28 protein-coding genes are annotated in these 23,537 nt (G+C 55.4%); 4 read left to right on the top strand and 24 right to left on the bottom strand.

The window, feature by feature from the left end:
- Positions 1 to 11 precede the first annotated feature (11 nt).
- The 18 genes from ACSPHG_RS14840 to csgB form a co-directional block, all read right to left on the bottom strand.
- On the bottom strand, positions 12 to 470 hold the full coding sequence (locus ACSPHG_RS14840; RefSeq protein WP_435954282.1) for a hotdog family protein: 459 nt from the start codon (positions 468 to 470) through the stop codon (positions 12 to 14).
- Complete coding sequence (locus ACSPHG_RS14845) at positions 463 to 1,620, bottom strand: beta-ketoacyl-[acyl-carrier-protein] synthase family protein (RefSeq protein ID WP_435954283.1); 1,158 nt, start codon at positions 1,618 to 1,620, stop codon at positions 463 to 465. The genes ACSPHG_RS14840 and ACSPHG_RS14845 overlap by 8 nt, the downstream gene beginning before the upstream one ends.
- The gene (locus ACSPHG_RS14850; RefSeq protein WP_435954284.1) at positions 1,617 to 2,240 is read right to left on the bottom strand and encodes a DUF3261 domain-containing protein; all 624 of its coding nucleotides are present in this window, start codon (positions 2,238 to 2,240) and stop codon (positions 1,617 to 1,619) included. Before ACSPHG_RS14850 ends, ACSPHG_RS14845 begins: the two co-directional genes overlap by 4 nt.
- Entirely contained in the window at positions 2,237 to 4,558 is a 2,322-nt protein-coding gene (locus ACSPHG_RS14855) for an MMPL family transporter (protein ID WP_435954286.1), read from the bottom strand. Before ACSPHG_RS14855 ends, ACSPHG_RS14850 begins: the two co-directional genes overlap by 4 nt.
- Entirely contained in the window at positions 4,530 to 5,135 is a 606-nt protein-coding gene (locus ACSPHG_RS14860; protein WP_435954287.1) for an outer membrane lipoprotein carrier protein LolA, read from the bottom strand. Before ACSPHG_RS14860 ends, ACSPHG_RS14855 begins: the two co-directional genes overlap by 29 nt.
- Complete coding sequence (locus tag ACSPHG_RS14865; protein WP_435954288.1) at positions 5,132 to 5,554, bottom strand: acyl-CoA thioesterase; 423 nt, start codon at positions 5,552 to 5,554, stop codon at positions 5,132 to 5,134. The genes ACSPHG_RS14860 and ACSPHG_RS14865 overlap by 4 nt, the downstream gene beginning before the upstream one ends.
- Entirely contained in the window at positions 5,548 to 7,272 is a 1,725-nt protein-coding gene (locus ACSPHG_RS14870; protein WP_435954290.1) for a glycosyltransferase family 2 protein, read from the bottom strand. Before ACSPHG_RS14870 ends, ACSPHG_RS14865 begins: the two co-directional genes overlap by 7 nt.
- Positions 7,260 to 7,613 (bottom strand): ApeI family dehydratase, encoded by a 354-nt coding sequence (locus ACSPHG_RS14875; RefSeq protein ID WP_435954291.1) that lies wholly within the window; start codon positions 7,611 to 7,613, stop codon positions 7,260 to 7,262. Before ACSPHG_RS14875 ends, ACSPHG_RS14870 begins: the two co-directional genes overlap by 13 nt.
- Positions 7,597 to 8,931, bottom strand: coding sequence for an AMP-binding protein (locus ACSPHG_RS14880; protein ID WP_435954292.1), 1,335 nt, complete (start codon positions 8,929 to 8,931; stop codon positions 7,597 to 7,599). The genes ACSPHG_RS14875 and ACSPHG_RS14880 overlap by 17 nt, the downstream gene beginning before the upstream one ends.
- Entirely contained in the window at positions 8,924 to 9,502 is a 579-nt protein-coding gene (locus ACSPHG_RS14885) for a COG4648 family protein (RefSeq protein WP_435956032.1), read from the bottom strand. The genes ACSPHG_RS14880 and ACSPHG_RS14885 overlap by 8 nt, the downstream gene beginning before the upstream one ends.
- A complete protein-coding gene (locus ACSPHG_RS14890) occupies positions 9,499 to 9,747 on the bottom strand; it encodes an acyl carrier protein (protein ID WP_435954293.1) in 249 nt (82 codons plus the stop codon). The genes ACSPHG_RS14885 and ACSPHG_RS14890 overlap by 4 nt, the downstream gene beginning before the upstream one ends.
- 23 nt (positions 9,748 to 9,770) lie before the next feature.
- Positions 9,771 to 10,043, bottom strand: coding sequence for a phosphopantetheine-binding protein (locus ACSPHG_RS14895; RefSeq protein ID WP_435954294.1), 273 nt, complete (start codon positions 10,041 to 10,043; stop codon positions 9,771 to 9,773).
- A 15-nt stretch (positions 10,044 to 10,058) separates the two neighbouring features.
- Positions 10,059 to 10,841 (bottom strand): lysophospholipid acyltransferase family protein, encoded by a 783-nt coding sequence (locus ACSPHG_RS14900; RefSeq protein ID WP_435956033.1) that lies wholly within the window; start codon positions 10,839 to 10,841, stop codon positions 10,059 to 10,061.
- Complete coding sequence (locus ACSPHG_RS14905; RefSeq protein WP_435954295.1) at positions 10,841 to 11,563, bottom strand: beta-ketoacyl synthase chain length factor; 723 nt, start codon at positions 11,561 to 11,563, stop codon at positions 10,841 to 10,843. Before ACSPHG_RS14905 ends, ACSPHG_RS14900 begins: the two co-directional genes overlap by 1 nt.
- Positions 11,564 to 11,780: 217 nt before the next feature.
- The gene (locus tag ACSPHG_RS14910) at positions 11,781 to 12,092 is read right to left on the bottom strand and encodes a YmdA family protein (protein ID WP_435954296.1); all 312 of its coding nucleotides are present in this window, start codon (positions 12,090 to 12,092) and stop codon (positions 11,781 to 11,783) included.
- A gap of 129 nt (positions 12,093 to 12,221) precedes the next feature.
- Positions 12,222 to 12,551: a curli assembly chaperone CsgC gene (gene csgC / locus ACSPHG_RS14915; RefSeq protein ID WP_435954297.1), complete on the bottom strand. Its 330-nt coding sequence runs from the start codon at positions 12,549 to 12,551 to the stop codon at positions 12,222 to 12,224.
- Between the two features lie 60 nt (positions 12,552 to 12,611).
- Positions 12,612 to 13,049, bottom strand: a complete 438-nt coding sequence (gene csgA / locus ACSPHG_RS14920; RefSeq protein ID WP_435954298.1) for a curli major subunit CsgA — start codon at positions 13,047 to 13,049, stop codon at positions 12,612 to 12,614.
- A 47-nt stretch (positions 13,050 to 13,096) separates the two neighbouring features.
- Entirely contained in the window at positions 13,097 to 13,552 is a 456-nt protein-coding gene (gene csgB / locus ACSPHG_RS14925) for a curli minor subunit CsgB (protein ID WP_435954299.1), read from the bottom strand.
- A 774-nt stretch (positions 13,553 to 14,326) separates the two neighbouring features.
- Here csgB and csgD point away from each other — a divergent pair.
- From csgD to csgG, 4 genes are read left to right on the top strand one after another with little or no spacing between them, the layout of a single operon-like run.
- A complete protein-coding gene (gene csgD, locus ACSPHG_RS14930; RefSeq protein ID WP_435954300.1) occupies positions 14,327 to 14,977 on the top strand; it encodes a biofilm master transcriptional regulator CsgD in 651 nt (216 codons plus the stop codon).
- Positions 14,978 to 14,981: 4 nt separating this feature from the next.
- Positions 14,982 to 15,371 carry a curli production assembly/transport protein CsgE gene (csgE, locus tag ACSPHG_RS14935; RefSeq protein WP_435954301.1) on the top strand — a complete coding sequence of 130 codons (390 nt, stop codon included), beginning with the start codon at positions 14,982 to 14,984 and terminating at the stop codon, positions 15,369 to 15,371.
- A 9-nt stretch (positions 15,372 to 15,380) separates the two neighbouring features.
- Positions 15,381 to 15,797, top strand: coding sequence for a curli production assembly/transport protein CsgF (csgF, locus tag ACSPHG_RS14940; protein WP_435954302.1), 417 nt, complete (start codon positions 15,381 to 15,383; stop codon positions 15,795 to 15,797).
- A gap of 38 nt (positions 15,798 to 15,835) precedes the next feature.
- On the top strand, positions 15,836 to 16,669 hold the full coding sequence (gene csgG / locus ACSPHG_RS14945; protein WP_435954303.1) for a curli production assembly/transport protein CsgG: 834 nt from the start codon (positions 15,836 to 15,838) through the stop codon (positions 16,667 to 16,669).
- Between the two features lie 47 nt (positions 16,670 to 16,716).
- Here the strand turns inward: csgG and ACSPHG_RS14950 are convergent, their stop codons facing one another.
- The 6 genes from ACSPHG_RS14950 to ACSPHG_RS14975 all read right to left on the bottom strand — a co-directional run bounded on the left by ACSPHG_RS14950 (position 16,717) and on the right by ACSPHG_RS14975 (position 23,524).
- The gene (locus tag ACSPHG_RS14950) at positions 16,717 to 17,193 is read right to left on the bottom strand and encodes a DUF1097 domain-containing protein (protein ID WP_435954304.1); all 477 of its coding nucleotides are present in this window, start codon (positions 17,191 to 17,193) and stop codon (positions 16,717 to 16,719) included.
- Positions 17,194 to 17,297: 104 nt separating this feature from the next.
- The gene (locus ACSPHG_RS14955; RefSeq protein ID WP_435954305.1) at positions 17,298 to 17,852 is read right to left on the bottom strand and encodes a TorD/DmsD family molecular chaperone; all 555 of its coding nucleotides are present in this window, start codon (positions 17,850 to 17,852) and stop codon (positions 17,298 to 17,300) included.
- A 26-nt stretch (positions 17,853 to 17,878) separates the two neighbouring features.
- A complete protein-coding gene (locus ACSPHG_RS14960; RefSeq protein WP_435954306.1) occupies positions 17,879 to 18,616 on the bottom strand; it encodes a phosphatase in 738 nt (245 codons plus the stop codon).
- Between the two features lie 228 nt (positions 18,617 to 18,844).
- Positions 18,845 to 19,786: a glyoxylate/hydroxypyruvate reductase GhrA gene (gene ghrA / locus ACSPHG_RS14965; RefSeq protein WP_435954307.1), complete on the bottom strand. Its 942-nt coding sequence runs from the start codon at positions 19,784 to 19,786 to the stop codon at positions 18,845 to 18,847.
- A 133-nt stretch (positions 19,787 to 19,919) separates the two neighbouring features.
- Positions 19,920 to 20,966, bottom strand: a complete 1,047-nt coding sequence (locus tag ACSPHG_RS14970) for a fimbrial protein (protein WP_435954308.1) — start codon at positions 20,964 to 20,966, stop codon at positions 19,920 to 19,922.
- A gap of 14 nt (positions 20,967 to 20,980) precedes the next feature.
- Positions 20,981 to 23,524: a fimbria/pilus outer membrane usher protein gene (locus ACSPHG_RS14975; protein ID WP_435954309.1), complete on the bottom strand. Its 2,544-nt coding sequence runs from the start codon at positions 23,522 to 23,524 to the stop codon at positions 20,981 to 20,983.
- Positions 23,525 to 23,537: the final 13 nt, after the last annotated feature.

Here is a 23,537-nt window from a genome sequence, read left to right on the forward strand (position 1 = left end):
CCGCTATCTCATTAAAATAATTGTTCTAATTCGTTTTTATCGGGCTGATAGGTGTTCACCCGCCCGCTTGCCACACGCCGGCTACCGGCAAAAATTTCACCTTCGAAGCTGCCGATTTTGTCATCGCGCATCAGCAGCGTGATTTTGCAGTCCAGCACGGCGTTGGCCGGGAATTTGCCGTCAGGGCAGCGTATGCCGCGCCCGCCGAGCAGCATGCCCACGCCGACGGATTCACTGCCTGCATTGACACGGTGCCAGCCCGACCATACGCCCACCGTCTGGGCGATAATCTCGATGGCGAACCAGCCCGCAAGCGTGCCGTCGTCGCTCAAAAACGGGGCCAGCACGCCGTCGGGGCCGACCGTAACCCGGCAGTGCGCCGTTTCCTCCGTCACGCCGATCACCTTTTCCAACAGGCACATTGGCGCTTCGTGGGGCAGATAGCGCTGCGGGGAAAGGTAGTCAGTCACGGGTGGCTCCTAAAATAAGCGTGGCGTTGTTGCCGCCAAAAGCAAACGAGTTCGACAGTATGACCGGCCTGTAGTCCGGGCGCGGTTCGCTAATCAAGCCGCAGGGGGCAAGCGCCGCATCCTGCGTGGATTCGCTGAAATCCTGCGCGGGCAGCGGCAGGCGTCGCGACAGCAGCAGGTAGCAAAGCACCGCTTCACAGGCCCCCGCAGCGCCCAGCGTGTGGCCGGTTAAATGCTTGGTCGAGCTGCACGGCACGCGGTCGCCGAAAAGCTGGTTAATCACTTTTGCCTCAATTTCATCATTCAGGCGCGTCGCGGTGCCGTGCATATTGATGTAGCCAACGTCCGCCGCGCTTAGCCCCGCCTGCCGCATCGCCATTTCGATAGCGCGAATCGCACCGATACCCTCGGGATGCGGGGCCGACATATGCCACGCGTCGGACGATTCGCCCACGCCCAGCAGCTGCACCGGGCCGCGTTCCCGGCTGAGCAGGATCAGCGCCGCCGCCTCGCCGATGGTGATACCGTTGCGCTCGGCGCTAAACGGCCGGCAGCGGCGGTCGCTCAGGGATTCGAGGCTGTGAAAGCCGTTGACCGGCATGCGGCTTAGGGTATCCGCGCCGCCGACGATGGCGGCATCCACCATGCCGGATTCGATCAGCCGTTTGCCGGTGATTATCGCGCGGGCGCTGGATGAGCAGGCGGTGGAAACGGTCAGCGCCGGACCGAAAAGCTGCAAATATTCGCTCATAAAACGCGAGGGATCGCCAAGCTCCTGCTGGCCGTAGCGATACGTTGCGTTTTGGCCGCTCACGTAACGGTCGGCCTCGTCCAGCCCGGACGTGCTGGTGCCCAAAATTACCGCCACGCGATCTGCACCGTAGCGGGCAATCGCCTCGTCCACCTGCGGGCGGATCTGCGCGAGCGCGGCAAGCAGCAGCCGGTTGTTGCGGCTGTCGTGCTGCGGCAGGCTAGCGGGGATCGCGGGCAGCTCCCCCGTCACGCGCCCTACCCAGCATTCGCCCTGCTGCAGCCAGCCATCTTTATCCGCCGCCATGCCGGGCGAGCGTGCGGCAACAAGATTGGCCGCAATGTCGTCAAGCCGGTTGCCCATCGCGTTGACCATGCCCGCCGCCGTGAGGTAAATCATGGCTGATTGTCCAGATGCTGAATCACGATCAGGTAGCCAAAGCGGTGATGCTGAATGCTGACCGGCTGGCGCTGTCCGTTCCGGCTAACGTAGCGCACCGTTTCGATAAGCTGACCGCCGTCATCGCGCAGCTCGCGGCGGTCGCCGATGTCCTTCAGCGTCCAGCCCTTCGGCAGCTGGGGTTGCCAGGCGGAAAGCGGCCAGTTGCTCAGCATGATGTCGGCAAGCACCTGGTTGGCGGGCGGCATGTCCGGCAGCGTAATCGACTGCTCGGTTTTCACGCCCCGCGCGTCGTAGGTCAGGCGGAACAGGCGTATGCCCAGCGGCGACAGCCCGGCCAGCATGACCTTCTGGTCGTCGGCGTTGAGCAGCACCATCAGCGACTGCGTTTTACCTTTGACCCGCGCGGTGAGCAGCTGCTGTTCGCTAATCGCGGGGCTGATGCCCGGCGCGGGCAGCGTGACCAGCGTTCCCGGCTTCAGCCACGCCTGCGGGCGGCCGTCGTCTTTTTTCGCGGCGCTACAGGCGGTGAGTAATAAAACCGTTGCGGCGATGAATACGCGGTGGATGGCGCTTTCGCTTAACCAGCCTGCGAAGCGGGTATGTTTTTGATTATTCATGATTTCCCTTTTTCCTTAATGGGCAAGGCCAGCGGCGCGGTCAGAAAGGCGCAGAAAATTCCGCAGCTCAGCACGATCCCGAATCCGGCGATGGCCTGGGTCGCGCTCAGAACCAGCATCCCAAGCGTCAGTAAAGTCGTCAGCAGGGCGACGGTGACCGCCAGCATCGACGTCAGCGGCGTGCCGCGCGGGTTGCTAAAGAAGATCGTGTAATTGATGCCGATGCCCAGCACCAACACAAGGGCCAGCAGCGAGAACAGGTTTAGCGCGTACCCGCTAAACGCCAGCGCGGCAAGGCCGCCGCCGAGCGAAAGCAGCGAAGGCACCACGTTGATAAGCCCGCGCCGCACCCCCAGCCGCAGCATATAGCTGACGGCAATCGCCGCGACCGCCGCCGCCAGCAGCCCCGCCAGCAGGGTGCGATAGAAGCCAAACAGCGCGTTGAACGCGTTTTTACGATCCACCCAGCTGACGCCGGGGGATTTCTCCGCCAGCGCCTTTAGCGCCGCGCCGTCGTGAACGCCGCTCACCGGCACCAGCGCCCCGCTTTGCCCGTCGGGGAGCGTCAGCCACAGCAAACGCCAGCCGCTGCTGATAACGCTTTGCTGCCAGATATCCGGCGTGACCGGCATCTGCTGTAAGTTTGGCGCGCTCACCGTAACGCCCGCTTCCGCCAGCCGCTTTTGCAGCACCGGAGCCGCCTCGCTCAACAGATGAAGATCCGCCTGCTGGCGCTCAAGCGAGGCCAGCGGCAGCAGGCGATAGCCGTCGATAACCTTATTTTTTTGCAGGGCAGCCAGCTGCGGCGCAAGTTTTTCCAGCCGCTTGAGCGTTTGCTCCGCGCTTTTGCCGTACACCACGAACCATTTCTGATCCATGCCCTGCCCGGTCAGCGCGGTGATGCCCTGCTCCTCGCGCAGCAGATCCTGCGGCAAGGCCTGGAGGGTAGAAATGTCGTCGTTGACGCGCAGCATCGCCACGCCCGCGGCGCTCACCGCCAGCAGCGCCAGCGGGATGCCGAAACGGACGATTTTCCGGGTCTGCCAGGCCGTAAGCCAGGCGGAAAGAAATTTCTTGGCGGGTGCCGGACGCACCGGCAGGCCGCGCACCGCATACGGGTACCAGCACACCACCGTCAGGCAGGATGCCGTCAGGCCGCTTGCTGCAAAGACCGCAAGCTGGCGGATGCCGGGGAACGGCGCGAGGATCATGATCAGATACGCCAGCACCGTGGTGCCTAACGCCTGCAGCAGCGCGGGGAGCACCTTGCGCAGGCTGCCGAGCGGCGTGCTTTCCCCGCCGTGCACCATGCGTTCGGTGAGGTAGTAGAGCGTGTAATCCGCCGAAACGCCGACGATGCCGAGGCTCATCACCAGCGTCATCAGGTGCAGCTGCCCGAAGCACAGCAGCGTGACGGCCGTTCCGGCAAGCGCGCCGATGCCGACCGAGGTAACGCACAGCAGCAGCGGACGCAGCGATCGAAACACCAGCAGGATCAGCAGCAGCACGCCGATGACCGTTGCCAGACCGAGCGTTGAGACATCGTGCTTCGCCTGCTGGCTGGCGTAATCGCTGTAAAACAGCGTGCCGCGCGACATGACTTTCGCCTGCGGGAACCGCTGTTCAAGCTGATGCTGAAGCGTGCGGAGCTGGCTCACCGCCTCGCGCCCGCGCTGCATATCAAACGACGATCCTTTCAGCTCGCCGTGCAGCATGTACCAGTAGCGCCCCTGCCCGTCCTTCGCCACCAGCCAGCCGTCGATCATCCGCAACCGGCTGGCGCTTTGCTGGAGCGCAAGCTGCGAGCCGCGCACCAGCATCAGCGGGTCGTTGGTAAGCTCTTTGCCGCTGACGCCGGAAAACGCCGAATAGATCTGCGACAGAACCCACTGCGCCTGCGCCTCACCGCCGTTTTGCAGGCGCGCGCGCGTTTGCTCATCCACCAGCCCGTTACGGTGTTCGAAGTAGAATTTTCCCCACGCCTGCTGGCTCGCGGCGTCCATCGGCCCCTGAATTTGCGTCAGGAAAGGCTGGCGCTGAAGCTGCGCCTGCCACCCGCTGGCGACCGAAGCGTCCGCGGAGGTGCCGGGGCTGACCAGCCACAGCATCTGCCTGTCGAGGCGGGCTAAAAATCCCGCTTCGATTTCGGGCGGAATTTCGCCGAGGCTTTGCGCGGGCAGCAGCGAAAGCACGCTGCTGTCGAGGCGTGAATTAGGCAGCAGCACGCAAAGGGCAACGACCAGCAGCGCCACGACGGCAAGCCAGGCCCAGGCTACCCGGCGGTGCAGCTCAGAAAACGAAACGCTGTTGCTCTTCATGCGTCAGCTTTCGCGGCTCCGGGCGGTGGTTACTAAAGGTAATTTCGGTGAAATCGCCCTGCATATCGTTCAGCTCAATGCTGTTGAGAAACTGCTCGCCCTGTAGCGTGATGGTGCTAAAAAGCTTGTCGAGAGGCGTGGTAGTCGGGGTCAGCACCAGCTTCCAGCGGCCTTTGCCCTGGTCGGTAAACTCGCTGGTGAAGTTTTCATCCAGCACTTTGCGGTCGGCCTGAAAGAGCGCGCGCAGCAGGTGGTTAAACTGGAACATCTGCGGGTTGCTGTCGGCGGTGATGACCTGCGGCGTCTGGCTGCCCATGATCTGCACCATATGGCTGTCGTCGAGGATCAGCGTCATCGGGAAAGGATGCTGCTGTTGCCACCACAGGCCTTTGCTTTTGGCGATCAGCACCTCGCCGCTGGAGTGTAGAGGCTGTGCCATGCCGCTAATCTGGCGTTCCTGCTGGAACGAGGCGCGCACCACCTGCTGGGCGGCAAAGCGCTGCTGCACATCGTCCAGGGTGATGGCGTTTGCGACGCCGCTCACCAGCAGCAGCGCGGTCAATAACAGTTTGTTCATGGCCTGATCCCCATGCGTTCAAATAATACGTCCGGAGAGACATAGCTCATCTCCCCCGTTGCCGCGTCTACCGCCACCTGAATGGTGTAGCCGGTCGTCGTGCATTTTCCGCTAGCGGCATCCACAATCTGGTAGCCGATTTTCAGACGGTTTTCGAACTCTTTTACGCTCGCCCGTACCAGGATCTGCTGTTCAAAGGTTAACGGGCCGCGATACTTCACCCGCGTGTCCACCACCGGCCAGACGAAGCCTGACGCTTTCATCGCCCGATAGCCGTAGCCGAACTGGTCGAGCAGCGCCTCGCGGGCCACTTCGAAATAGCGGAAATAGTTGCCGTGCCAGACCACGCCCATCGCGTCCACGTCGTGGAAGGGCACTTTGATACTCACTTCTGCGCTAAAGCGTGGGTCGCTTAACATTCCCTCTCCCGTTCCTGCGGCAATTGCCAGAAATCATAAAAATTAAACCAGTCGAGCGGCGAGCGTAAAGCGTAGGCCTCAAGCCGTTCGGCGTAGCGATCGACCGCCTGCTGTAACGCCTGCTGGCGCGTGGCGCGCGGCAGTATGAGCGGGTCGGCAAACGGCTCCGCGTGAATCAGCAGTTTGCCCTCTTCGCGCAGCACCATCATTAAAATGACCGGACAGCGTAATGCCGCCGCCAGGATAAACGGCCCTTGCGGAAAGGGGGCGGGCGCGCCCATAAACGGGCTCCAGCACACGCGCCGTTCGCCGCCGCGCTGCGGATTAACCGCAATCCTGTCGCCCACGATCGCCACCCATTCCCCCGCGTCTAGCTTATCGCGCAGCATGATGGCGGTTTCCGGGCCGATGTGCGTAACGGGCAGCAGATTGACCGCCGCCTGCGGCGCTATCTCTTCGACAATCTGGCGAAACCGCTGGGCGTGGTCGGTAAAAACCAGCGCGTTGATGACCAGGCCCGCGTCAACCTGCGCCAGCGCGCGGCTGGCTTCGATATCCCCGAGGTGCGCGGCGAGGATCAGCCTGCCGCCGCCGGGCTGCGGCTGCAAAACTTCGCGGCTGCCGGGAGCAAAATGAATGTCGCGCCCCCATTTGATGTCCCCGCGCCAGGCGGCGATTTTGTTGAGCATCGCGTCGCCAAAGCGCAAAAAGTGGCGATAGCTGTTGAGGCCCGCAGGGAGATCGATTTGTTTAGCCGCCGCCCGCTCGCGAACGCGTTCAAGCCACCTTTGCGAAGCCCGGCGCTGATCTTTGCCGGTGAGCCACATCCACGCCACGACAGGATACAGCAAAAGGTTGAAAGCGCCCCGCCCCAACAGGTGGTAGACGCGCAGCATCAGGCGCATTCCGGCAAGGCCTTTGCGCTCGGGCACGGCGGCCCAGTGCGCGGCGCGGCGGCGGCGAGCGAGCAGCGAAGGGATGCGCGGCAGCATGCCGAAGAACAGCCGCGTGTGCATCCAGGAGATGCGCAGGTTGTCGTGCAGCGCGTCGAAGTGCGATATCCCGTCCTGCGGATAGGTCACGCGGGTGCGTAAAAAGCGGCTTTCCGTGCCGCTCCAGTAAAGCCGCACCATGATTTCGGTGTCGAAATCCATGCGTTTGCCGGGCGGGTGACGGGCAATGACGGCAAGCGTTGCTGCGACAGGGTAAACGCGGAATCCGCACATGCTGTCTTTTAGCGACAGGGAAAGCGTTTCGATCCACACCCATACGTGGGTAACGTAGCGCCCGTACAGGCGGGCTTTAGGGACGGATTCGTCGTATTCCGGCTGGCCGGAAATCAGGCTTGCCGGGTTCCGCCGCGCCTCGTCCAGAAAACGGGGAAGGTCTTCGATGCGGTGCTGCCCGTCGGCGTCGAGCTGCACGGCGTGGCTGAAGCCCGCCCGCCGCGCGGCCTGCAGCCCGGCAATCACCGCCTGCCCTTTTCCGCCGTTGGTCGCCAGACGCACCAGCGTGACGTTCGGATAGCCTGCCGCCAGAAGATCGAGCTGCCGCGCGGTTGCCCGGTCGCTGCCGTCGTCAACGATAAAGACCGGCAGCGCGAACGGCGCAAGGCGCGCCAGCACGCAGGGCATCGTCGCGCCGTGGTTGTAGCAGGGGATCACCACGCAGGGCTGGATCTCAGCGGCGTTCGGTGCGGCGTGCGTCAGCGCGGACATAGTTTTATTTTTCCGCTGCTCGCCGGCCTGCGCGCCTCGTCGGCAAGCGCGAGGTATTCGAAGCTCAGCACGCCGCGTTCCGGGTTCCAGTTCAGGTTCAGCTCAAGCAGGCTTTCCGGCAGCACCGGGCGCTGGAACTTTACGCTGTCGACGGCGCTAAAACGCATGTCGGGGGCCAGCTCCGCGCCGAAGCTCATCACCCAGTCAAGCTGCGCCACGCCGGGCAGCAGCGGCCGGGTCGGGAAGTGGCCGCGAAACCAGTCGAGGCCAGCCGGAATACGCAGCCGCAGGCAAAGGCTGTTTTCGCCGGGCCGCGTGCGGCTTTCAATAATGGGTTTCATTAAATAATTCCTGTAGTTGCGCCCAGGCCCGTTTGCTCTGGCTGTTTAGCGGGATGCTTTCCACGATGCGCCAGTAACGCGGGACGGCCACAGGCTCAAGCCACTGACGAAGCGCGTTTCGCCAGTGGATTTTATAGTTGACCGGCAGCGCCGCCCTGTTCTTTGGCACCACAACGGCGCCGAGCACGGTGCGCCCGGCACGGGTTAGGGGAACTGCCGCCGCGTCCTGCACGTCCGGCAGCGCCAGCAGGCGGCGTTCGACTTCGCTCAGCGAAACGCGCTTCTCTTCAATTTTGACGATGCGGTCTCGGCGGCCCAGAAGCCTGAACGCCCCGTCCGGCGTAAATTCGAGTTTATCGTCAAGGCGGCAGCTGCCGCCCTCGACCAAAGGCGAGGTCAACGCCCAGCCGTCCTGCTCCGGGACAAAGCCGACGGCAGGAAACGGCTGCCAGAGCAGTCCGGCCGACAGATGCCTGCGCCAGGCGATGACGCCGGTTTCCGTCGTGCCATAAATCTCGCAAACCGCCTCGCCCAGCCAGTCCTGCACCCGCCGGGCGGTTTCATCGTCCAGCATTCCCGCCGCAGAAATAATCTTGCGGCACCGGGGGGCGGCAAGGCCAGCGTCAAGACGCTTCAGAAAGGCCGGGCTGCTGATAAACAGCAGCGGGTGGCCGGTATGCGCGGCGAGCTGCTCCGGGAAGTGGATCAACGCGGCGTCAGCGGGCAGGCCCAGCGCCATCGGCAGCATGACGCGGAACGTCAGGCCGTACATATGCTGGTGGCTGACGGAGGCAACGACGCGGCAGTTTTCCAGCTCGCGGCCCCACAGCTTCGCCAGCCAGGCGCTTTCTTCATTCAGCGCGCCGACCGTTTTACGAACCTGCGAGGGTTCCCCGGTGGAGCCGGAGGTAAAAAGTATCACCGCAGCACCTGGCGCTATCGGCGGCAGCGTTTGTTCAGCCTGCGGCGCTAATGCCTGCGCGTTGATAACCGGGCAATCGAGCGCCAGCGGTAAATCGGTGATGACGCCGCTGAACTGTGACCTTTGCTCGCGCAGCTGCGCCTCGCGGCAGTGCCCCGGCAGCACGGGCGTTTTCCCCGCGTGCAGCGCGGCGAGCAGCGCAACGGTGAACCGGTAGCCGCTCTCGAAGCACAGCGCCCAGCGCTCTTCGGGGCGTGTTTTCAGCTCGCCATAAAGCCGGTGAACGTCTTCAACGAGCGCGGCCTGCGTGCAGATTTTATCGCCTTCAAAGGCCACAATATGCTGCGGCCCGCGTGCGGCGCTAAGCCACTCGCCGAGGGGTAAAAACTTATCCATGGCGGCGTTTTACCCGCTGGCGTACCAGCCACTCGCCGACGAACAGCGCGCCCATCGCCAGATAGCTGAGCATGCCGTTCCACAGCGTCCAGAGGTGAATATCGCCGTGCAGGCAGGTCCACAGCGAAACGCTGCCGTTAGCGATAAAGAAAGCGCACCAGGCTTGGGTCACTCGCCGCGTATAGCGCACCGCCGCCGGGGAAAGCTCCCCTTCGCGCCAGCGCGCCAGGCGTTCCACGATGGGCATTTTGCCTAACAGCGAGCCGCCGAAAAGCGCCAGCATGACGGCATTCACCACCAGCGGATACCACAGCAGCAGCCGCGCTTCACGCAGCCAGATGCTCGCCAGGGTGAGGATGATGCCGACTGCGGCAAGCCCCTGCCCGGCGCGAACTAACGCGCCGCTTTTCCCGCGCAGCGCCGCAAGCCGTAGGACAAAGCACAGCGCGAGCAGCGGCAGCAGAATACGCAGGTGCGGATGGGTCAGGGCGAGCCACACGGCAAAAGGCCAGCCAATAACGGCCAGCCCTCCAGCAAGGTTTAGCAACGCTGCGGCCCGCGCGCGCATCAGGAATCCTGGTGCAGCCGTTCTACCGCATCCACCACGTCCTGCACGGTGCGTACCGCCTTGAAATCCTCCGGCCTGATTTTCTTGCCGGTGCGCTTTTGCAGATGCACGACCATGTCCACGGCATCGATGCTGTCGAGATCTAAATCTTCGTACAGGCGCGCTTCGGGGGTGATTTGCTCCGCGTCCAGCTCGAACAGCTTGACCAGCAGCCCGCTCACTTCCTGATAAATATCTTCTTTATTCATAACCTGCTCGTTGTTTCAATCATTCAGGCGTCGTGCGCCGGGTTAAGGCTGGCAATAAACGCGGCCAGGGTCGCCACCGAGTAAAAATGCTGGCGCATGGCTTCGTTTTCGGCGGAGAGCACCACGCCATAGCTTTTTTTAACCGCCAGGCCCAGCTCGAGCGCGTCGATTGAGTCCAGCCCCAGGCCATCGTCGCCAAACAGCGGGGCTTCGCTGTCGATATCGTCAACGCTGACGTCTTCAAGACTGAGCGTGTCGATAATTAACCGTTTCAGTGCGTTGTGTAGTGAATCCATAAATGTATCCGGGTCTTAACGAGAGTCAGGCACTAAAGCCTGACGGAAATAATCACTCAGACGACGCGCCGCCTGCGCGGGGGCCTCGTCCTGTGCTTTTATAAAATTCTGGCTGTCGATCCGCTCGCGCACCGTCAGCGTAATCATCGGCCTGCGCGCCGGTATCTGATACCAGCGGCTTTCCTTATCGAGGAAGCGCCGGTCGCAGTGAATGTGCACCAGGCGCACCGGGCAGCCGCTGCGTACCGCCATTTGCGCCGCGCCGCGTTGGATAACAAGCGGCTCGCCGGGACGGGTACGCGTGCCCTCGGGGAATATCAGGATTGACTCCCCCGCCGCCAGCCGCCGCTGGCTTTCGGGCAATAGCGTTTCCCCCTGGCTGTTCACCAGGTAATCCGCCGCCCGGATAACGCCGCGAAAGCAGGGATTGTTCATCAGGCCTGCTTTCACCAGGCAGCCAATTTCGGGCGCCTGCGAGGCGATAAAAACGTAATCCAGCAGCGTCGGATGGTTTGCCACGACCAGGCAGCCTTTGTCGCCGCGTAGCAGGTCCACGCCCGTAAACCGGTAATCAAAAACGCCCAACAAACGCCCGATGCGTAAAAATAGCCTAAAGCTTGCGGCGATGCTGCGGCGTGCCAGGGCGCGGCGTTTGTCGCGGTTTCGCACCACGACGAGCAGAACGTTAAACCACAGCAGCGAGAGCGCAAGCCCCCCGCTGCCGAAAAGGATAAACAGCCAGCCGGTCATGGCAACACGCCAGCACCAGCCCAACTTTTGGGCTATCCCCTGCTCCATTAGCGACGCGTCCACTGCCACTGAAGCCTTTCGCCGTCGAGGGTAAATTCAGGCGACTGCGCAAGCCAGGCATGCAGAAAGGCAAGGCTTTGCGGCAGGATTGCCGAGTTCTCAGAGGTGGACGGACGGCTTTCGACGCTTATTTGCGAACCGGGTTCCAGCAGCAGCGCCACCGCATAGGGGTAAGCCCGTGGCTCGTCGGCCAGATGGGGCTGGTAAAAATCAGGTATGGTTCCGTCAAAATCGACCAGCAGCACGCGCCGATAGCCCGCATGATGAAATGCGGCGACTTCAACCAGCGCCTGCCCGAAGGTGTCGCGCCCGGCGCTAATAGAGGAAGAAACAAGCGGCTTTTTTGCGGCGATGGTTGCATTGCCAACGGCGGCGTTATGCACCGACATGGCGAAGTCCGTTGGCGAAACGGGCTGCTTTTCGGCTAGCGCCGTGAGGATTTTATAGTTGCGCTCCAGCTCGCCGTGGCGGCTGGCAAAAACGAGCGCGTCAGCGTCGGCGCAGGCAAGCACGGCCAAAGCGCAATCCACCGCAAGACGGCTGCCAGACGCCAGGCGGCGCGCGGTCATCATCGGTAAAAAGGTGCTTTTGGCGAGTTCGGCCGTCGCGCTAATGACCGGCGGCAGTGTGGCCCACTCCTGCCACCGTTCGGCATCCGTTAAGCCGGGGGCGCGGGCCTGCCAGTCGACAAGGTTAAACGCTAACTTCATTTTCGCTACCATCATTCATACGCTGCTGCCTGCAGATATATCTTTTTAATTTGTCACAGGCTATGGAATAACTCTCAAACCGATCGGATATATCCAAAAGAAGTTATTTTTTGGTCGACCAAGGGATCGGCGGCGCGGAATAGTAACAAAAGCTGCGCTGAAATAAATCAGTATCGGTAAAATCTCATGGCCCGGTGTCCATACCGGCCCACGCTAATTACTGATAGACAACGTTGATGACCGCGAGGCGATGCTGCGGATCGAGATAGTGAATGTCGGTATGAACAGGGGTGTCGCTTTTTACTGAGTAACGGCCAAGCTGGTTTATCTTAACGGTATAGGTTGCCGGTTTGCCCTGCCTGGTGCAGGAGATATTGACCGTTTGGGCCTGCGGGGTAAAGCCGCATCCCCCTTCAACAATCTGGCCGGTAAAATGGATAACGCCGTCTACGGCACCGGCCTGTGACAGAGGTATCAGGGCCGCAAACGTCGCGAAACAAAGTAACCTTTTAACAGTAGCTTTTACCACGTTCTGTACTCCTCAAATGCAGGTCGTAATGAGGTTATCGGCAGAAAACAAAAGCACTACAGTTAAACATTGGTCTATAGATGACACATTCACAACTACAGGGTCACATTCCGGTGACATTTTTATTCATTATATTTTGCCGGGCGGCGTCCACTGTTTTTCAAGGTGAATATCCTTTCCGTCCGTAAGGGTGACGGTAATAGCGACGCTATCGCCGGGATCGATATTCAGGCTCAGGCTGGTGAGTTTTATCGGCTGGTTGGCTTTAATTTGAACGCTGGACTGCTGGCTGCTGGTGCTCTGCCCCGCAGCTCCGGAACGCGTTGCGGCAAGCGTCATCGAGCAACGGCAGTCGCTGGTAAGCGTGGCGACGGGTTCGATGGTGTAAATATTACCCTGCTGCTGGGTGGCGAAAGTGAGCTGATTTGAGAGTGCGGCAAGCAAAATTAACGTGTGCATAGTTTCCCCCAATAAAAAAACAGGGCCATGGCCCTGTTTTTATATAGCGCAGATTCTCAGTTAGTACTGGGAAGCCGTCGCATGGTTACCAAAGCCAACCTGGGTCACGTTGACGTGTGAACCTGATGCGGTCTGGTCAACAACGGCGCCGTTGCTAGCACCGTATTGATGCACGGTGATATCAGACTGTTTGCCGTTCCACTGATCGATGGTGGCGTTGTTGGCATAGCCATTTTGCAGCAGCTCTACTGAACTCTGATCGGAGCCCTGACCTACGTCAGCCCCGTTAGCACCACCGAACTGTTTAATATCGGTAATGGAGTTTTTAGCGTCAGATTGCAGTGCAGTCGCGTTGTTACCGCCACCACCCTGATAAATTTTCAGGGTTGAGTTTTCATTTGATTGTGGGAAACTTCCGCCGCCATGACCAAAACTATCTGCCATTGCGCCACCGGAAACTACCAACGCTGCTAATGCTGCCACTTTGAAAAAGTTCATGGTAAACCCCCATCGGATTGAGAATAATAGCCCAAATAGTTTGTGTATTATCGTTGGATAACACGAACCGCCATTTGTGACTGTTTCTGCACTACAACTGCTGTTTTTTGCGTACCGCTCTGGATAATGCTGGCTTTATTACCCGAACCTTGTTGGATAATTAAGGCGGCGTTGCCAGAATTTGTTTGCTTAATATCCGCATCGTTAGAACTGCCGGTCTGCGAAATATAAGCCAAGTTGTAACTTCCTGATTGATCGACATTTGCGCGGTTGCTGTTCCCATTCTGAACCACTTCCGCCTGTTGCCGGGTTCCCTTCTGCCAGACGGCTGCATTATTATTGCCGCCGTACTGACCAATGATGGCTGCCTGATTAAAAGAAGCTTTGCTTAATTCATTAACAGCAAAGTTATACTCTGAAGCAGCAAGGTCGGGACCCGCTGCTATTACATAACCAGGCGCACCCAGCAATGCTAACACCATAAATAACGATCTGTTTTTCATGTTGTCATCCTGGACCTGGATGCTGCCAGGTAAATATGCCAAAATTATTTCGTTGTTAACGCAAACGATGAAAAGTTATTGCTGCGTTACGAAAATGAGTATGTCCTTCGAAACATTTAAAATATCTCACCCGCACGTTGTATTTTTATAATTATATTCACCCCAAAGTATGAGTTATGCGGAAAAAACCATAGCCAACAAGGCGTTCTCATTGGCATTCATTAATTAATCATAAAACTAAATACCCCGGCATTTCCTGGCGTCATTGTTGCCGCTTTGCTGGCCCACGTTGTGCGACACTTTAAATTATTCTTTTGAACGCCGTCACCGTGAAGACATTTCTTAAGCGAAGCGGGCGTGTTGTTAGAAAGCGCTGTCGCTTACATATGTTAAAACTTGATTAAGACCTAATGATAAAAATAAAACTCATTTAAAACAAATGGATACAAATAATTGTATGACTTTTAAAATTGTGCAAGATATTAAATATGTACAACTTTAGCATTAAGACTAAATAGTCAAAATTTCATGTTGCAACATTTTAATATCTTCAGTTACATTCCGTAACATCTTTAACACTTGCTTTAAGATTACTACCCGCTAGATTGAAATCAGCAGTAACCATTTTCTATTAACACTATGTCAGCGGTACTCAGGTACCTTTTTGACGGTGTTTTAATATTTCACACAGCAGTGCCGCACAATCAGTACCTCTGGAGAATTAACTTTCTGTTAATTCGGCTGGTAGTGCATATAATCGGGTGGAGTTTCATCATGTTTAATGAAGTCCATACATTAAATGGTCACACATTGTTGTTGATCACGAAACCATCGCTGCAGGCTTCGGCTTTATTACAACATTTAAAGTCGTCTCTGGCTATAAACGGAAAACTGCATAACATTCAACGATCTTTAGAAGAGATCGCCGGTAATGTTCTGGTGTTGTTCGATATGGTCGAAGCGGATAAAAAACTGATTAATTACTGGCAGGATAACTTAAGCCGCAAGCATAACAGCATTAAACTCTTACTCCTCAATACCCCTGAAGAGTATCAATTCCGCGACATAGAAAACTGGCCCCATATCAACGGGGTGTTTTATACGTCAGAGGAAGAGCCTCGGGTGGTGGAAGGGATTCGTGGCGTGATGGAGGGGGAGTGTTATTTCTCCCAGAAGTTAGCCAGTTATCTGATTAATCACTCCGGAAACTATCGCTTCAACAACGTAGAGTCTTCGCTGTTGACGCACCGTGAAAAGGAAATCCTTAATAAATTACGCATTGGCGCTTCTAATATTGAAATCGCACAGTCGCTATTTATTAGTGAGAACACGGTAAAAACTCATCTCTATAACCTATTCAAGAAGATAGCCGTTAAAAACCGCACTCAGGCGGTTTCCTGGGCAAACGATAATCTCAGGCGATAAGGCGATGAAATTACAACCTGCTGTGCTGCTGGCGACAGTATTACTGTGCGCTTCCGGGGGCGTTCGCGCCGTAGAAGTGGAAATCCCCGGGCTGTTAACGGACCACACCGTTTCTTCCGTGGGCCACGACTTTTACCGAGCCTTCAGTGACAAGTGGGAAAGTAGTTTTACCGGGAACCTAACGATAAATGAGCGACCCAGTGCCCGTTGGGGAAGCTGGATAACCATTACTGTCGAACAGGACGTTATATTTCAGGCTTTTTTATTCCCCACTAAACGCGACTTCGACCGCAACGTCGATATTGCACTGGAATCAACCGCAGAGGCAATTAAACGCCGACAGATCGATAAAACGCTCTTGAGTACCGGCGATTTAACCCACGATGAATTTTAGGAGGCCGTCATGCGTATTACACATGCAGTTGTGACCCTGCTTGTCTTTAGCCCGCTGGCATGGGGCGGTAATCTGACGTTTCAGTTTGTTAACCCCAATTTTGGGGGTAACCCAAATAACGGCTCGTATTTACTCAACGGAGCCCAGGCCCAAAACTCCTACAAGGACCCGAGCTATAACGATGATTTTGGCGTGGAGACCCCTTCTGCGTTGGATAACTTCACCCAGGCTATTCAATCGCAGATACTTGGCGGGCTGCTAACCAATATCAACACCGGCAAGCCGGGACGCATGGTGACCAACGACTTTATTGTCGATATTAAAAATACTGACGGCCAGTTACAGCTAAACGTTACCGACCGGAAAACAGGTAAAATATCAACAATACAGGTTGCAGGCTTACAAAATAGCTCTACTGATTTCTAGTGGACTTAAACAATCAAAAGTATTTAAGGATAAACATCATGCAGCGCTTATTTCTTATCGTAGCAGTGTGTTTATTAAGTGGTTGTTTAACCGCGCCACCTAAAGAAGCCGCTAAGCCTACATTAATGCCTCGGGCCCAGAGTTATCGTGATTTAACGCATTTGCCGGACGCGAAAGGGAAACTCTTCGTATCGGTTTATAATATTCAGGATGAAACAGGACAGTTTAAACCTTATCCAGCGAGTAACTTCTCAACCGCCGTACCGCAAAGCGCCACCGCGATGCTGGTTACCGCGTTAAAAGACTCTCGCTGGTTTATTCCACTGGAGCGTCAAGGCCTTCAAAACCTGTTGAACGAGCGTAAAATTATTCGTGCCGCTCAGGAAAACGGCACCGTTGCCGACAACAACCGCCAGCCGCTGCAATCGCTGGTGGCGGCAAACGTGATGATTGAAGGCTCGATTATCGGGTATGAAAGCAACGTGAAGTCGGGCGGCGTGGGGGCGCGGTATTTTGGGATTGGTGCCGATACGCAGTATCAGCTCGATCAGATTGCCGTGAACCTGCGCGTGGTTAACGTCAGCACCGGTGAAGTTTTATCTTCGGTGAACACCAGCAAAACGATTCTTTCCTATGAAGTGCAGGCCGGGGTATTCCGCTTTATCGACTACCAGCGTCTGCTGGAAGGCGAAATCGGCTATACCAGCAACGAACCGGTCATGATGTGCCTGATGTCGGCTATCGAGACCGGGGTCATTTACCTGGTTAATGACGGTATCGATCGCGGGCTGTGGGATCTGAAAAACCCCGGCGACGTGAATAACCCGGTACTGGTCAAATATAAAGAGATGTCGGTGCCGCCGGAGTCCTGATGGTCAACCGGTAATAAAAAACCAGCCTCATTTCAGGCTGGTTTTTTTTATTCAACAACGGCTGACGTTTGCCTGGCCTTTCGCGCCGCAAGCCATAGCCCGCTGTTCTTCATCGCAAAGCCAAAAACCAGCCCCAGTAATAAAGAAGGCACGACGATTCGCCATTCGCCCTGGTTGGCAAAGGTTGCGCACGCGCCGATAAAGGTGCCCGGCACGAACGAAAGCAGCACGTGCTTAGCCTGAATACACATCAGAAAAGCCACCACGCCCGTCAGGACATAGCTGAGGATTTCCAGATGTGGGGCCAGCGCGCTGCCGTGAATAATCACCTGCGCCCAAATCACCCCGCTGCACAGGGTGCAAAGAGAAATGAATAGCCCCTTGAGGCCGCCCTGCGGGCAGGCGAAATAGGCGGTGCAGCCGAGAAAGCCAGCCCAACTGAGTAAACCAAGACTCACCGCTACCCAGCCCCAAAGGCCTGAGAGGATACCGGTCGTCAATGCGAGAGAAATGAGTATGTTCATGGCGGCGTATCATAGCAGAGCCTATAGGCCCAACCACGATCCGCCGCACGTTTTATGAAAGAAACAAAAATTCATTGCATCACAAATGTGATGCATATCACTTTTTATTCCTCTTCAGATTCCTGCAGCTCGTCGCGCATCGCCTGGATAGCTTCGCGGCTGATGACCGCCAGAGTGCGGTAGAAAGGCGTGGTAGCGTGCGCTTCCACCTTGCCGAGGAAGGTGCCGCACCACGGCAACAGATACTCGTCGAACAGCGCCACCTGCGCCTCGTATTCATCTTCCTGCGACTGGTCTTCCAGCCAGGAGGCGGCGAGCAGCAGCGTGCCGAAGTGGTCAGCCGGCGTTTCTGCAAGCGGCATGCCGCGCTCTTTAAGGAACTCGCGTACTTCGCCTTCGTGACTCCCCTCTTCCCACGCGGAACGGTACGGCGGCACGCTGCACTCTTCGCCGACGAACAGCGAATTGTAATCGGCCGCGAGCAGCTGCGGATCGCAGCTTTGCTGCAGGCGCGCCAGCAGATCGTCCTGCTCCAGTGGCCAACTTGCCGCCAGCTTCCCTTCGCGAATCATCGTCAACAGCGGCACCAGCAGCGGGTCCTGCGGCTGGCGGTAGAACAACGATCCTAAGATACGGCAAATAATTGAAAACTCATTCATGCGAACTATCCATATAGAGGTAGAGATTATAGCGTGGCAAATTCGGCGATTGGCGCCATGCCACGGGCTTCAAGGAAATCTAACAGACGACGCGGCGAGACGTTAAGAATGCGCTCTTGCGGGAAATCAATTTCATCCAGAATTTTGCGGCACTCGTGAAAATCGCCCAGGGTGAAAGCGGTATGGGAATCCGACCCCAGAGACAGCCAGCCGCCCGCATCGCGCACGGCGGCGGCAATAGCGCGGCAGTTTGGCCCGCTGCCTTTACGAGAGTGCGTGAAGGAGGAGTTGTTCAGCTCAAGGGCCACATTATATTTAGCGGCGGCCTGGGCAATCGCCGGGATGTCGACCGGGAACTTCGGGTTACCCGGGTGGCTGATGATATGCACGTTGCCGCTGGCCATGGTGGCAATCATCGCCTCGGTATGCGTCGCTTGGTCCTGCGGCGCAAATACCGGCTCGTGGAATCCGGCGATAATCAGGTCCAGCGAGTCCAGCATCGGGCCGGTGCAGTCGATTTCGCCCTGAGTATTTTTAATGTTGGCTTCGATCCCGCGCAGGATGCCTACCCCATCAACCACGCGCGGCCAGATGCGCATGTTCACGAAATGCCAGTAATGAGGCGCATCGGCCATATCCGGGCCGTGATCGGTGATGGCAAATAGCTTGATGCCTTTACTGCGGGCGATGGCGATGTAGTCGTGAAGGGTGCTGTAGGCGTGGGTGCTGGCGACGGTATGCATATGCAGGTCAACGGGGTACATGACTCTCTCCTTTTTTCTCTTTCACGCAAGGATAGCAGTTATTACCGTTGAGTTTTAGCCCGGCGCAAGGCCGGGCCTGGAGATTGACCTGTATTTGCCATCATCCAGGCGCAATTAAACGCTCATAAAATAAAGGAGCTATCTTCCTGATTTACCCCAAACGCCAAAAAACCACGTTTTTTTGGCGTTTGTCCGCAATCTTAGCCCGGCGCAAGGCCGGGCATTGTTTTAGTAACCGTGCTGGAGGGAAACTTCGCCCTTCGGCTTCTCGCCCTTTTCAATCTGGCGGATGGTTTTTGCGATGTAGGCCATTGCCTCCTCGGGCCGCGTGACGGCCGCAACGTGGGGCGTAATCGCCACGCGAGGGTGCTTCCACAGGCGGCTATCGGCCGGTAAAGGTTCTTTGGAGAAGACGTCCAGCATTGCACCTTTCAGCCTGCCGCTATCAAGCGCGGCCAGCAGATCCTCTTCCACCAGATGGACGCCGCGCGCAAGGTTAAGCACGTACGCTTCGTCAGCAAGCTGCTCAAGCAGGGTTTTGTTGATGATACCAACAGTTTGCGGCGTGTTCGGCAGAAGGTTGATCAGCACGCGGGTGCCATTGAGGAACGCGCCCAGCTCTTCGTCCCCGGCAAAGCTTGCTACTCCCGGATAATCCTTCTTGCTGCGGCTCCAGCAGCGCACCGGGAAGCCCCATGCCGTCAGGCTTTCCGCGACTTTGCCGCCAAGTACGCCCGCGCCCAGAATACCTATCGTAAAATCTTCCCGACGATACTCTTCAAGCGGCTGCCAGTTTGCCTGCTGCTTCAGCGCCTGGTAATCATCGAAACGGCGGAACCAGTGCAGCACCTGACTGACGGCGTATTCCTGCATCTGCTGCCCCATGCCGGTATCTTCCAGACGGAACAGGGGCACGCCCGCCGGGAGCATATCCGGGTGCGCCTGCAGTTTACTGAGAATGGAGTCCACGCCCGCGCCCAGGGCGAACACGCCTTTGAGCTGCCTGCGGCCTGCAAGCATCTCCACGGGCGGGTGCCAGACCAGCGCGTAATCCGCCGGCTGACCGTCGCCTTCACGCCATTCGCGTACGCGGGCCTCAGGGAGCTGCTTTTGCAGGCCTGTTAGCCAGGACGGCGTGTCAAAGCTCGGGTGATAGAAAATGATGTCCATTTATCCTCCTGATTTTCCAGATAAGGATACATTATTAGCAGTATAGGTAGCGAAAGGGAAACATGGCGACCGGCCCAATATAACCGCGCCAGAAGCATGGTTATATTAGGCGCGGTGAGCGGTGGATGACAAATTAACGTATATCTAATTTAATCGTTGCGTGTGTTTCAAATCCCCCTGTTCCAGGGTTTTTACCCGTAGTATTGACGGGGTAACTTAAAATATCTACGGCCCCCCTTTGATTTTGATAATCATCGGTTCGCGAGATAGGCATAGGCACTTCACCGGTGTTGGGAGGAATAATAACGCCGTTGGTATCGGTAATAATAATACCGACATTGGTATTCGAAGTGGCAATAGCGTCAGGTATTTCTGTATCGGCAGCGGCCTGAAATGACATGGAAACCTGCACGCCGTCATCTATATTATTGCAGATGTAGCTAATCGTTGTGCGTTCATCAAGATAGCCGTCTGGTTTCTGCCCCTTAGTGAGAAACTTGCTGCGGGTAATAGGGCTGAACTGCACGTTGATGACATTCCCGGCGTTGATTTCACAGTTTTGAGGAACGATGATATAGCCGCTCATCGCTACTTTCGTCAATGGTTCTGAAGAGTAGCTCCCCTGCCGTACTGTTCCCCAAATTGCGGCCAACTGCATGGGTGGAATATCCATTTTGCCCACAAAAGGCTTTTTAATAAGAAAAGTCAGTTTACCAGCCCCCCCGGTAATGAAGCTTTTTATGTTACAGGAATATCTATCATTCGATATGTCAGTAAAAGGAACCGGGGTTAGCGTACTAGAACCGCTAATTTTAAATGCCACGGAGACATCAATATAATCATTAAGAACGATATACTTGTCTCGTGAGCCGGGCATCGTACCTGGCAGATAATCTGCCTTAAAATAGCCATCACCAAGTTTATCGATGTCACTCTGATCGCAGTCACAGGCCCCGTTGTAACCGGAACCTATCTTGCTAAAGTCTACGCTAAATGTTTGTCCTGATTGGTTCAGTCCTCTATCATTTAACGTTTGGTTCACCGGTATAGTATAAAGATTTGTACCATTGGTCGCCGTACAAAAGCCCGTCGCCCCGCTAACGGGCCACGCTAAAAAAAAACATAATGAAATTAAGAGGGATAATGATCCCAATAGCTTGTTGTTTATTTTATTCGCCATAATAACATCCCTGATTAGTGGCATACCGCATTCAATATGATAAGGTCCTTTTTCTTGGGAGGCTCATCAGGTGGCGCAAACTCGGCCTGACACTGCTGCTCCGCACTCGCTCCCCATTTCACTAATAAAGACGTTTTACCTTTAATGCCGGTAAGATAAACAACGCCATTCTCATCAACAATACTTTGTCTATGGTTATCAGGATATTGGGTAACGTTGGCACCGAAAGGCACAAATTGACCATTTTCTCTTTTCAAAGTCAGTAAAAGACGGTAGCCAATACGCGCATCAAAATGAACGGCAACCATCGAACCTTTATTAGGAATAACTACCTGTGAAGTATTTTCAGAATCTACGCCGCCGGGCAGCACGGTGGTATCAATCGCTAATTGATTTTTGCGATATGCAGTCAAAGAAGGAACGATGGCATAGCCAAGCCAGTCGGTGGATACTCCTGCCTCGTTGACGAGATGGATACCACTCGCACCATTCGCATCAATTAACGCGAAGGAATCCCCTAGGGGTTGAGATAAGGTTATTCCATGGGGATGCATCACCAGCGCTCCGCTGACGCCGTAATTCAGCTGCTTGTATTCTCCACCCCAGGAATAGCCAGCATTTAGATTAGCAAACTGCGAGCGGTAGCTACTGTTTATACTGCTGTAACTACTGCTACCGGAAGCGTCACCGCCGTGGCCATAAGTTTGCATGAGCGAATAACTCATTCGGCTATCATCGAATACCGTTCCATTTAGGCCAGCCTGTTGCCGAGTATAACCGTTATTATCACGCGTAATACCATAATTCGCCCATCCACCCGGCAACCATTTATCCAAAGGAATACTCACTGTCATACCTATTTGACGATCGGTTTTATCTTCATACTTGCTTGCAATGTAATTTAATGCATAATTAACCTTACCCCAGTAGGCTGTTAACCCAGAAGCTAAATTCTTCTCTGTTTTATTGGTCCCCCAATAGTTACGCTTATACCCAGAAAAATAAACCGACAGCCCACCCCATAAAGGTTGAGTTATATTAACCTGATATTGACTTTTTTTATTGTAATTGAGGTTAAGATTGTCTAGGGAACTTGAATTATGCCGGTTCGTATCCTGAAAGGAATAATAGCCTTCGGTAGAATATTTATATCCCGCAAGGGTAATAGCCGTGTCCGTACTATCCATAGTTTTAGAATATTGCACGCGGTACGACTGCCCGGTATGTCTGGTATCGTCTGCCAGTTTACTGCGAGCGTAAATACCATCAGATGAAATAGAGCCAACAGCGCCTAAATTCACACCGATACCGACCGCTGCTGCGTTGTAATTTTCACTATTTTGCGTACCGCCATAAAGCGTAATCAGATTGTTAAGACCATAGATAGCCGTAGCCTGGATAAATCCAGTTTGTTTATCTTCCTCGTCAGAAGGACGATATTCCCCGCCTGTTAAACTGAATTTTATTCGTCCTTGACGCTGCATAATAGGAACAGATGCATAGGGCTGGATGAATTTTCTTTCGCTGCCGTCGGCCTCTTTTATAGTAACTTCCAAATCACCACTAAAAGATGTTGGATAAAGATCGTCAATAACAAATGCACCTGGTGATAAGTAGCGCTGGTAAATGATATTGCCATTTTGACGTATAGTTATCTCCGCATTGCTGTTAGCGATACCACGTACAGTGGGGGCATACCCGCGTTCGCTTTCAGGAAGCATATTATCGTCAGAACGTAATTGAACGCCATTGAACTCAATGCTTTCAAAAATATCTCCGGAAGTCGAACTCTGCCCTACAGTCAACTGGGATTTAAGAAACTTTATGTCTCTCTCAATATAGGTATAGATTGATTGCCAATGATTTGTATTATTATCATTAGAGTATGTAGAATAGTTTCTTAACCGCCAGGGCCCGAGATTCAACCCATTCTGTAAATTAAGATAGCTATTCCTCTCACTTCCGGTACTAGAATCCACTTCACTTTTTGAGCCGGTATAGCTGTAATTACTGAAGATGACAGGAACGCCATCATCCCAGTACTTTGGGTCGATGTAACCGCGACTTTCTCTCTTTAAAGCGGCCTGGGGAACGCTAATATTAAGGTTCATTTTATTAACGACCAACGAAGAAGATGCTTGTGGAATGTACTTCCCAAGATCTTCAATCGGACTATCCCCCGCCATTGTCGACAGCATTGGAAATGCTTCTATCCGCACACCAATTTCGTTCAGTATCTCAGGCGTAATGATTGCAATCGTTTTTTTATTATCATTATGCTTGAATTTTATACTACGTGTAAAAAGAAAACTCTTATTGAGATAAACGTTAGTTTCGTAGCTACCATCGGGTAAATTATCACTCTGGGTAAACAGAGAAAGGTCGATGTTTTTCTGATCGCTGGCACCACCCTCCATGAGTAAAGGGTCAAAAAATATTTCGCTGCGATCTTCTACATCGGCAACGCTATCGAATGCAGCACCATAGAGTATTGAGAATATGGCAATACACAGGAATGTCCTGTTTAAGCCCGAAGTTAGTAAAAAAGAACTTTTCATTTTTGGCTCATCC

Origin of the sequence: Dryocola baronae (assembly GCF_051297175.1) — a bacterium.
In the GTDB taxonomy this organism is placed as follows: Bacteria; Pseudomonadota; Gammaproteobacteria; order Enterobacterales; family Enterobacteriaceae; genus Dryocola.

Coding starts and splice junctions, on each gene's coding strand:
- csgB (WP_435954299.1), bottom strand. CDS start 13,552: ATGAAAAACAGATCGTTATTTATGGTGTTAGCATTGCTGGGTGCGCCT.
- csgA (WP_435954298.1), bottom strand. CDS start 13,049: ATGAACTTTTTCAAAGTGGCAGCATTAGCAGCGTTGGTAGTTTCCGGT.
- csgF (WP_435954302.1), top strand. CDS start 15,381: ATGCGTATTACACATGCAGTTGTGACCCTGCTTGTCTTTAGCCCGCTG.
- ACSPHG_RS14975 (WP_435954309.1), bottom strand. CDS start 23,524: ATGAAAAGTTCTTTTTTACTAACTTCGGGCTTAAACAGGACATTCCTG.
- ACSPHG_RS14895 (WP_435954294.1), bottom strand. CDS start 10,043: ATGGATTCACTACACAACGCACTGAAACGGTTAATTATCGACACGCTC.
- ACSPHG_RS14900 (WP_435956033.1), bottom strand. CDS start 10,841: ATGGAGCAGGGGATAGCCCAAAAGTTGGGCTGGTGCTGGCGTGTTGCC.
- ghrA (WP_435954307.1), bottom strand. CDS start 19,786: ATGGACATCATTTTCTATCACCCGAGCTTTGACACGCCGTCCTGGCTA.
- ACSPHG_RS14950 (WP_435954304.1), bottom strand. CDS start 17,193: ATGAACATACTCATTTCTCTCGCATTGACGACCGGTATCCTCTCAGGC.
- ACSPHG_RS14855 (WP_435954286.1), bottom strand. CDS start 4,558: ATGAAGAGCAACAGCGTTTCGTTTTCTGAGCTGCACCGCCGGGTAGCC.
- ACSPHG_RS14870 (WP_435954290.1), bottom strand. CDS start 7,272: ATGTCCGCGCTGACGCACGCCGCACCGAACGCCGCTGAGATCCAGCCC.
- csgC (WP_435954297.1), bottom strand. CDS start 12,551: ATGCACACGTTAATTTTGCTTGCCGCACTCTCAAATCAGCTCACTTTC.
- ACSPHG_RS14875 (WP_435954291.1), bottom strand. CDS start 7,613: ATGAAACCCATTATTGAAAGCCGCACGCGGCCCGGCGAAAACAGCCTT.
- ACSPHG_RS14850 (WP_435954284.1), bottom strand. CDS start 2,240: ATGAATAATCAAAAACATACCCGCTTCGCAGGCTGGTTAAGCGAAAGC.
- ACSPHG_RS14960 (WP_435954306.1), bottom strand. CDS start 18,616: ATGTACCCCGTTGACCTGCATATGCATACCGTCGCCAGCACCCACGCC.
- ACSPHG_RS14955 (WP_435954305.1), bottom strand. CDS start 17,852: ATGAATGAGTTTTCAATTATTTGCCGTATCTTAGGATCGTTGTTCTAC.
- ACSPHG_RS14860 (WP_435954287.1), bottom strand. CDS start 5,135: ATGAACAAACTGTTATTGACCGCGCTGCTGCTGGTGAGCGGCGTCGCA.
- ACSPHG_RS14845 (WP_435954283.1), bottom strand. CDS start 1,620: ATGATTTACCTCACGGCGGCGGGCATGGTCAACGCGATGGGCAACCGG.
- ACSPHG_RS14890 (WP_435954293.1), bottom strand. CDS start 9,747: ATGAATAAAGAAGATATTTATCAGGAAGTGAGCGGGCTGCTGGTCAAG.
- ACSPHG_RS14865 (WP_435954288.1), bottom strand. CDS start 5,554: ATGTTAAGCGACCCACGCTTTAGCGCAGAAGTGAGTATCAAAGTGCCC.
- csgE (WP_435954301.1), top strand. CDS start 14,982: ATGAAATTACAACCTGCTGTGCTGCTGGCGACAGTATTACTGTGCGCT.
- csgD (WP_435954300.1), top strand. CDS start 14,327: ATGTTTAATGAAGTCCATACATTAAATGGTCACACATTGTTGTTGATC.
- ACSPHG_RS14905 (WP_435954295.1), bottom strand. CDS start 11,563: ATGAAGTTAGCGTTTAACCTTGTCGACTGGCAGGCCCGCGCCCCCGGC.
- ACSPHG_RS14880 (WP_435954292.1), bottom strand. CDS start 8,931: ATGGATAAGTTTTTACCCCTCGGCGAGTGGCTTAGCGCCGCACGCGGG.
- csgG (WP_435954303.1), top strand. CDS start 15,836: ATGCAGCGCTTATTTCTTATCGTAGCAGTGTGTTTATTAAGTGGTTGT.
- ACSPHG_RS14970 (WP_435954308.1), bottom strand. CDS start 20,966: ATGGCGAATAAAATAAACAACAAGCTATTGGGATCATTATCCCTCTTA.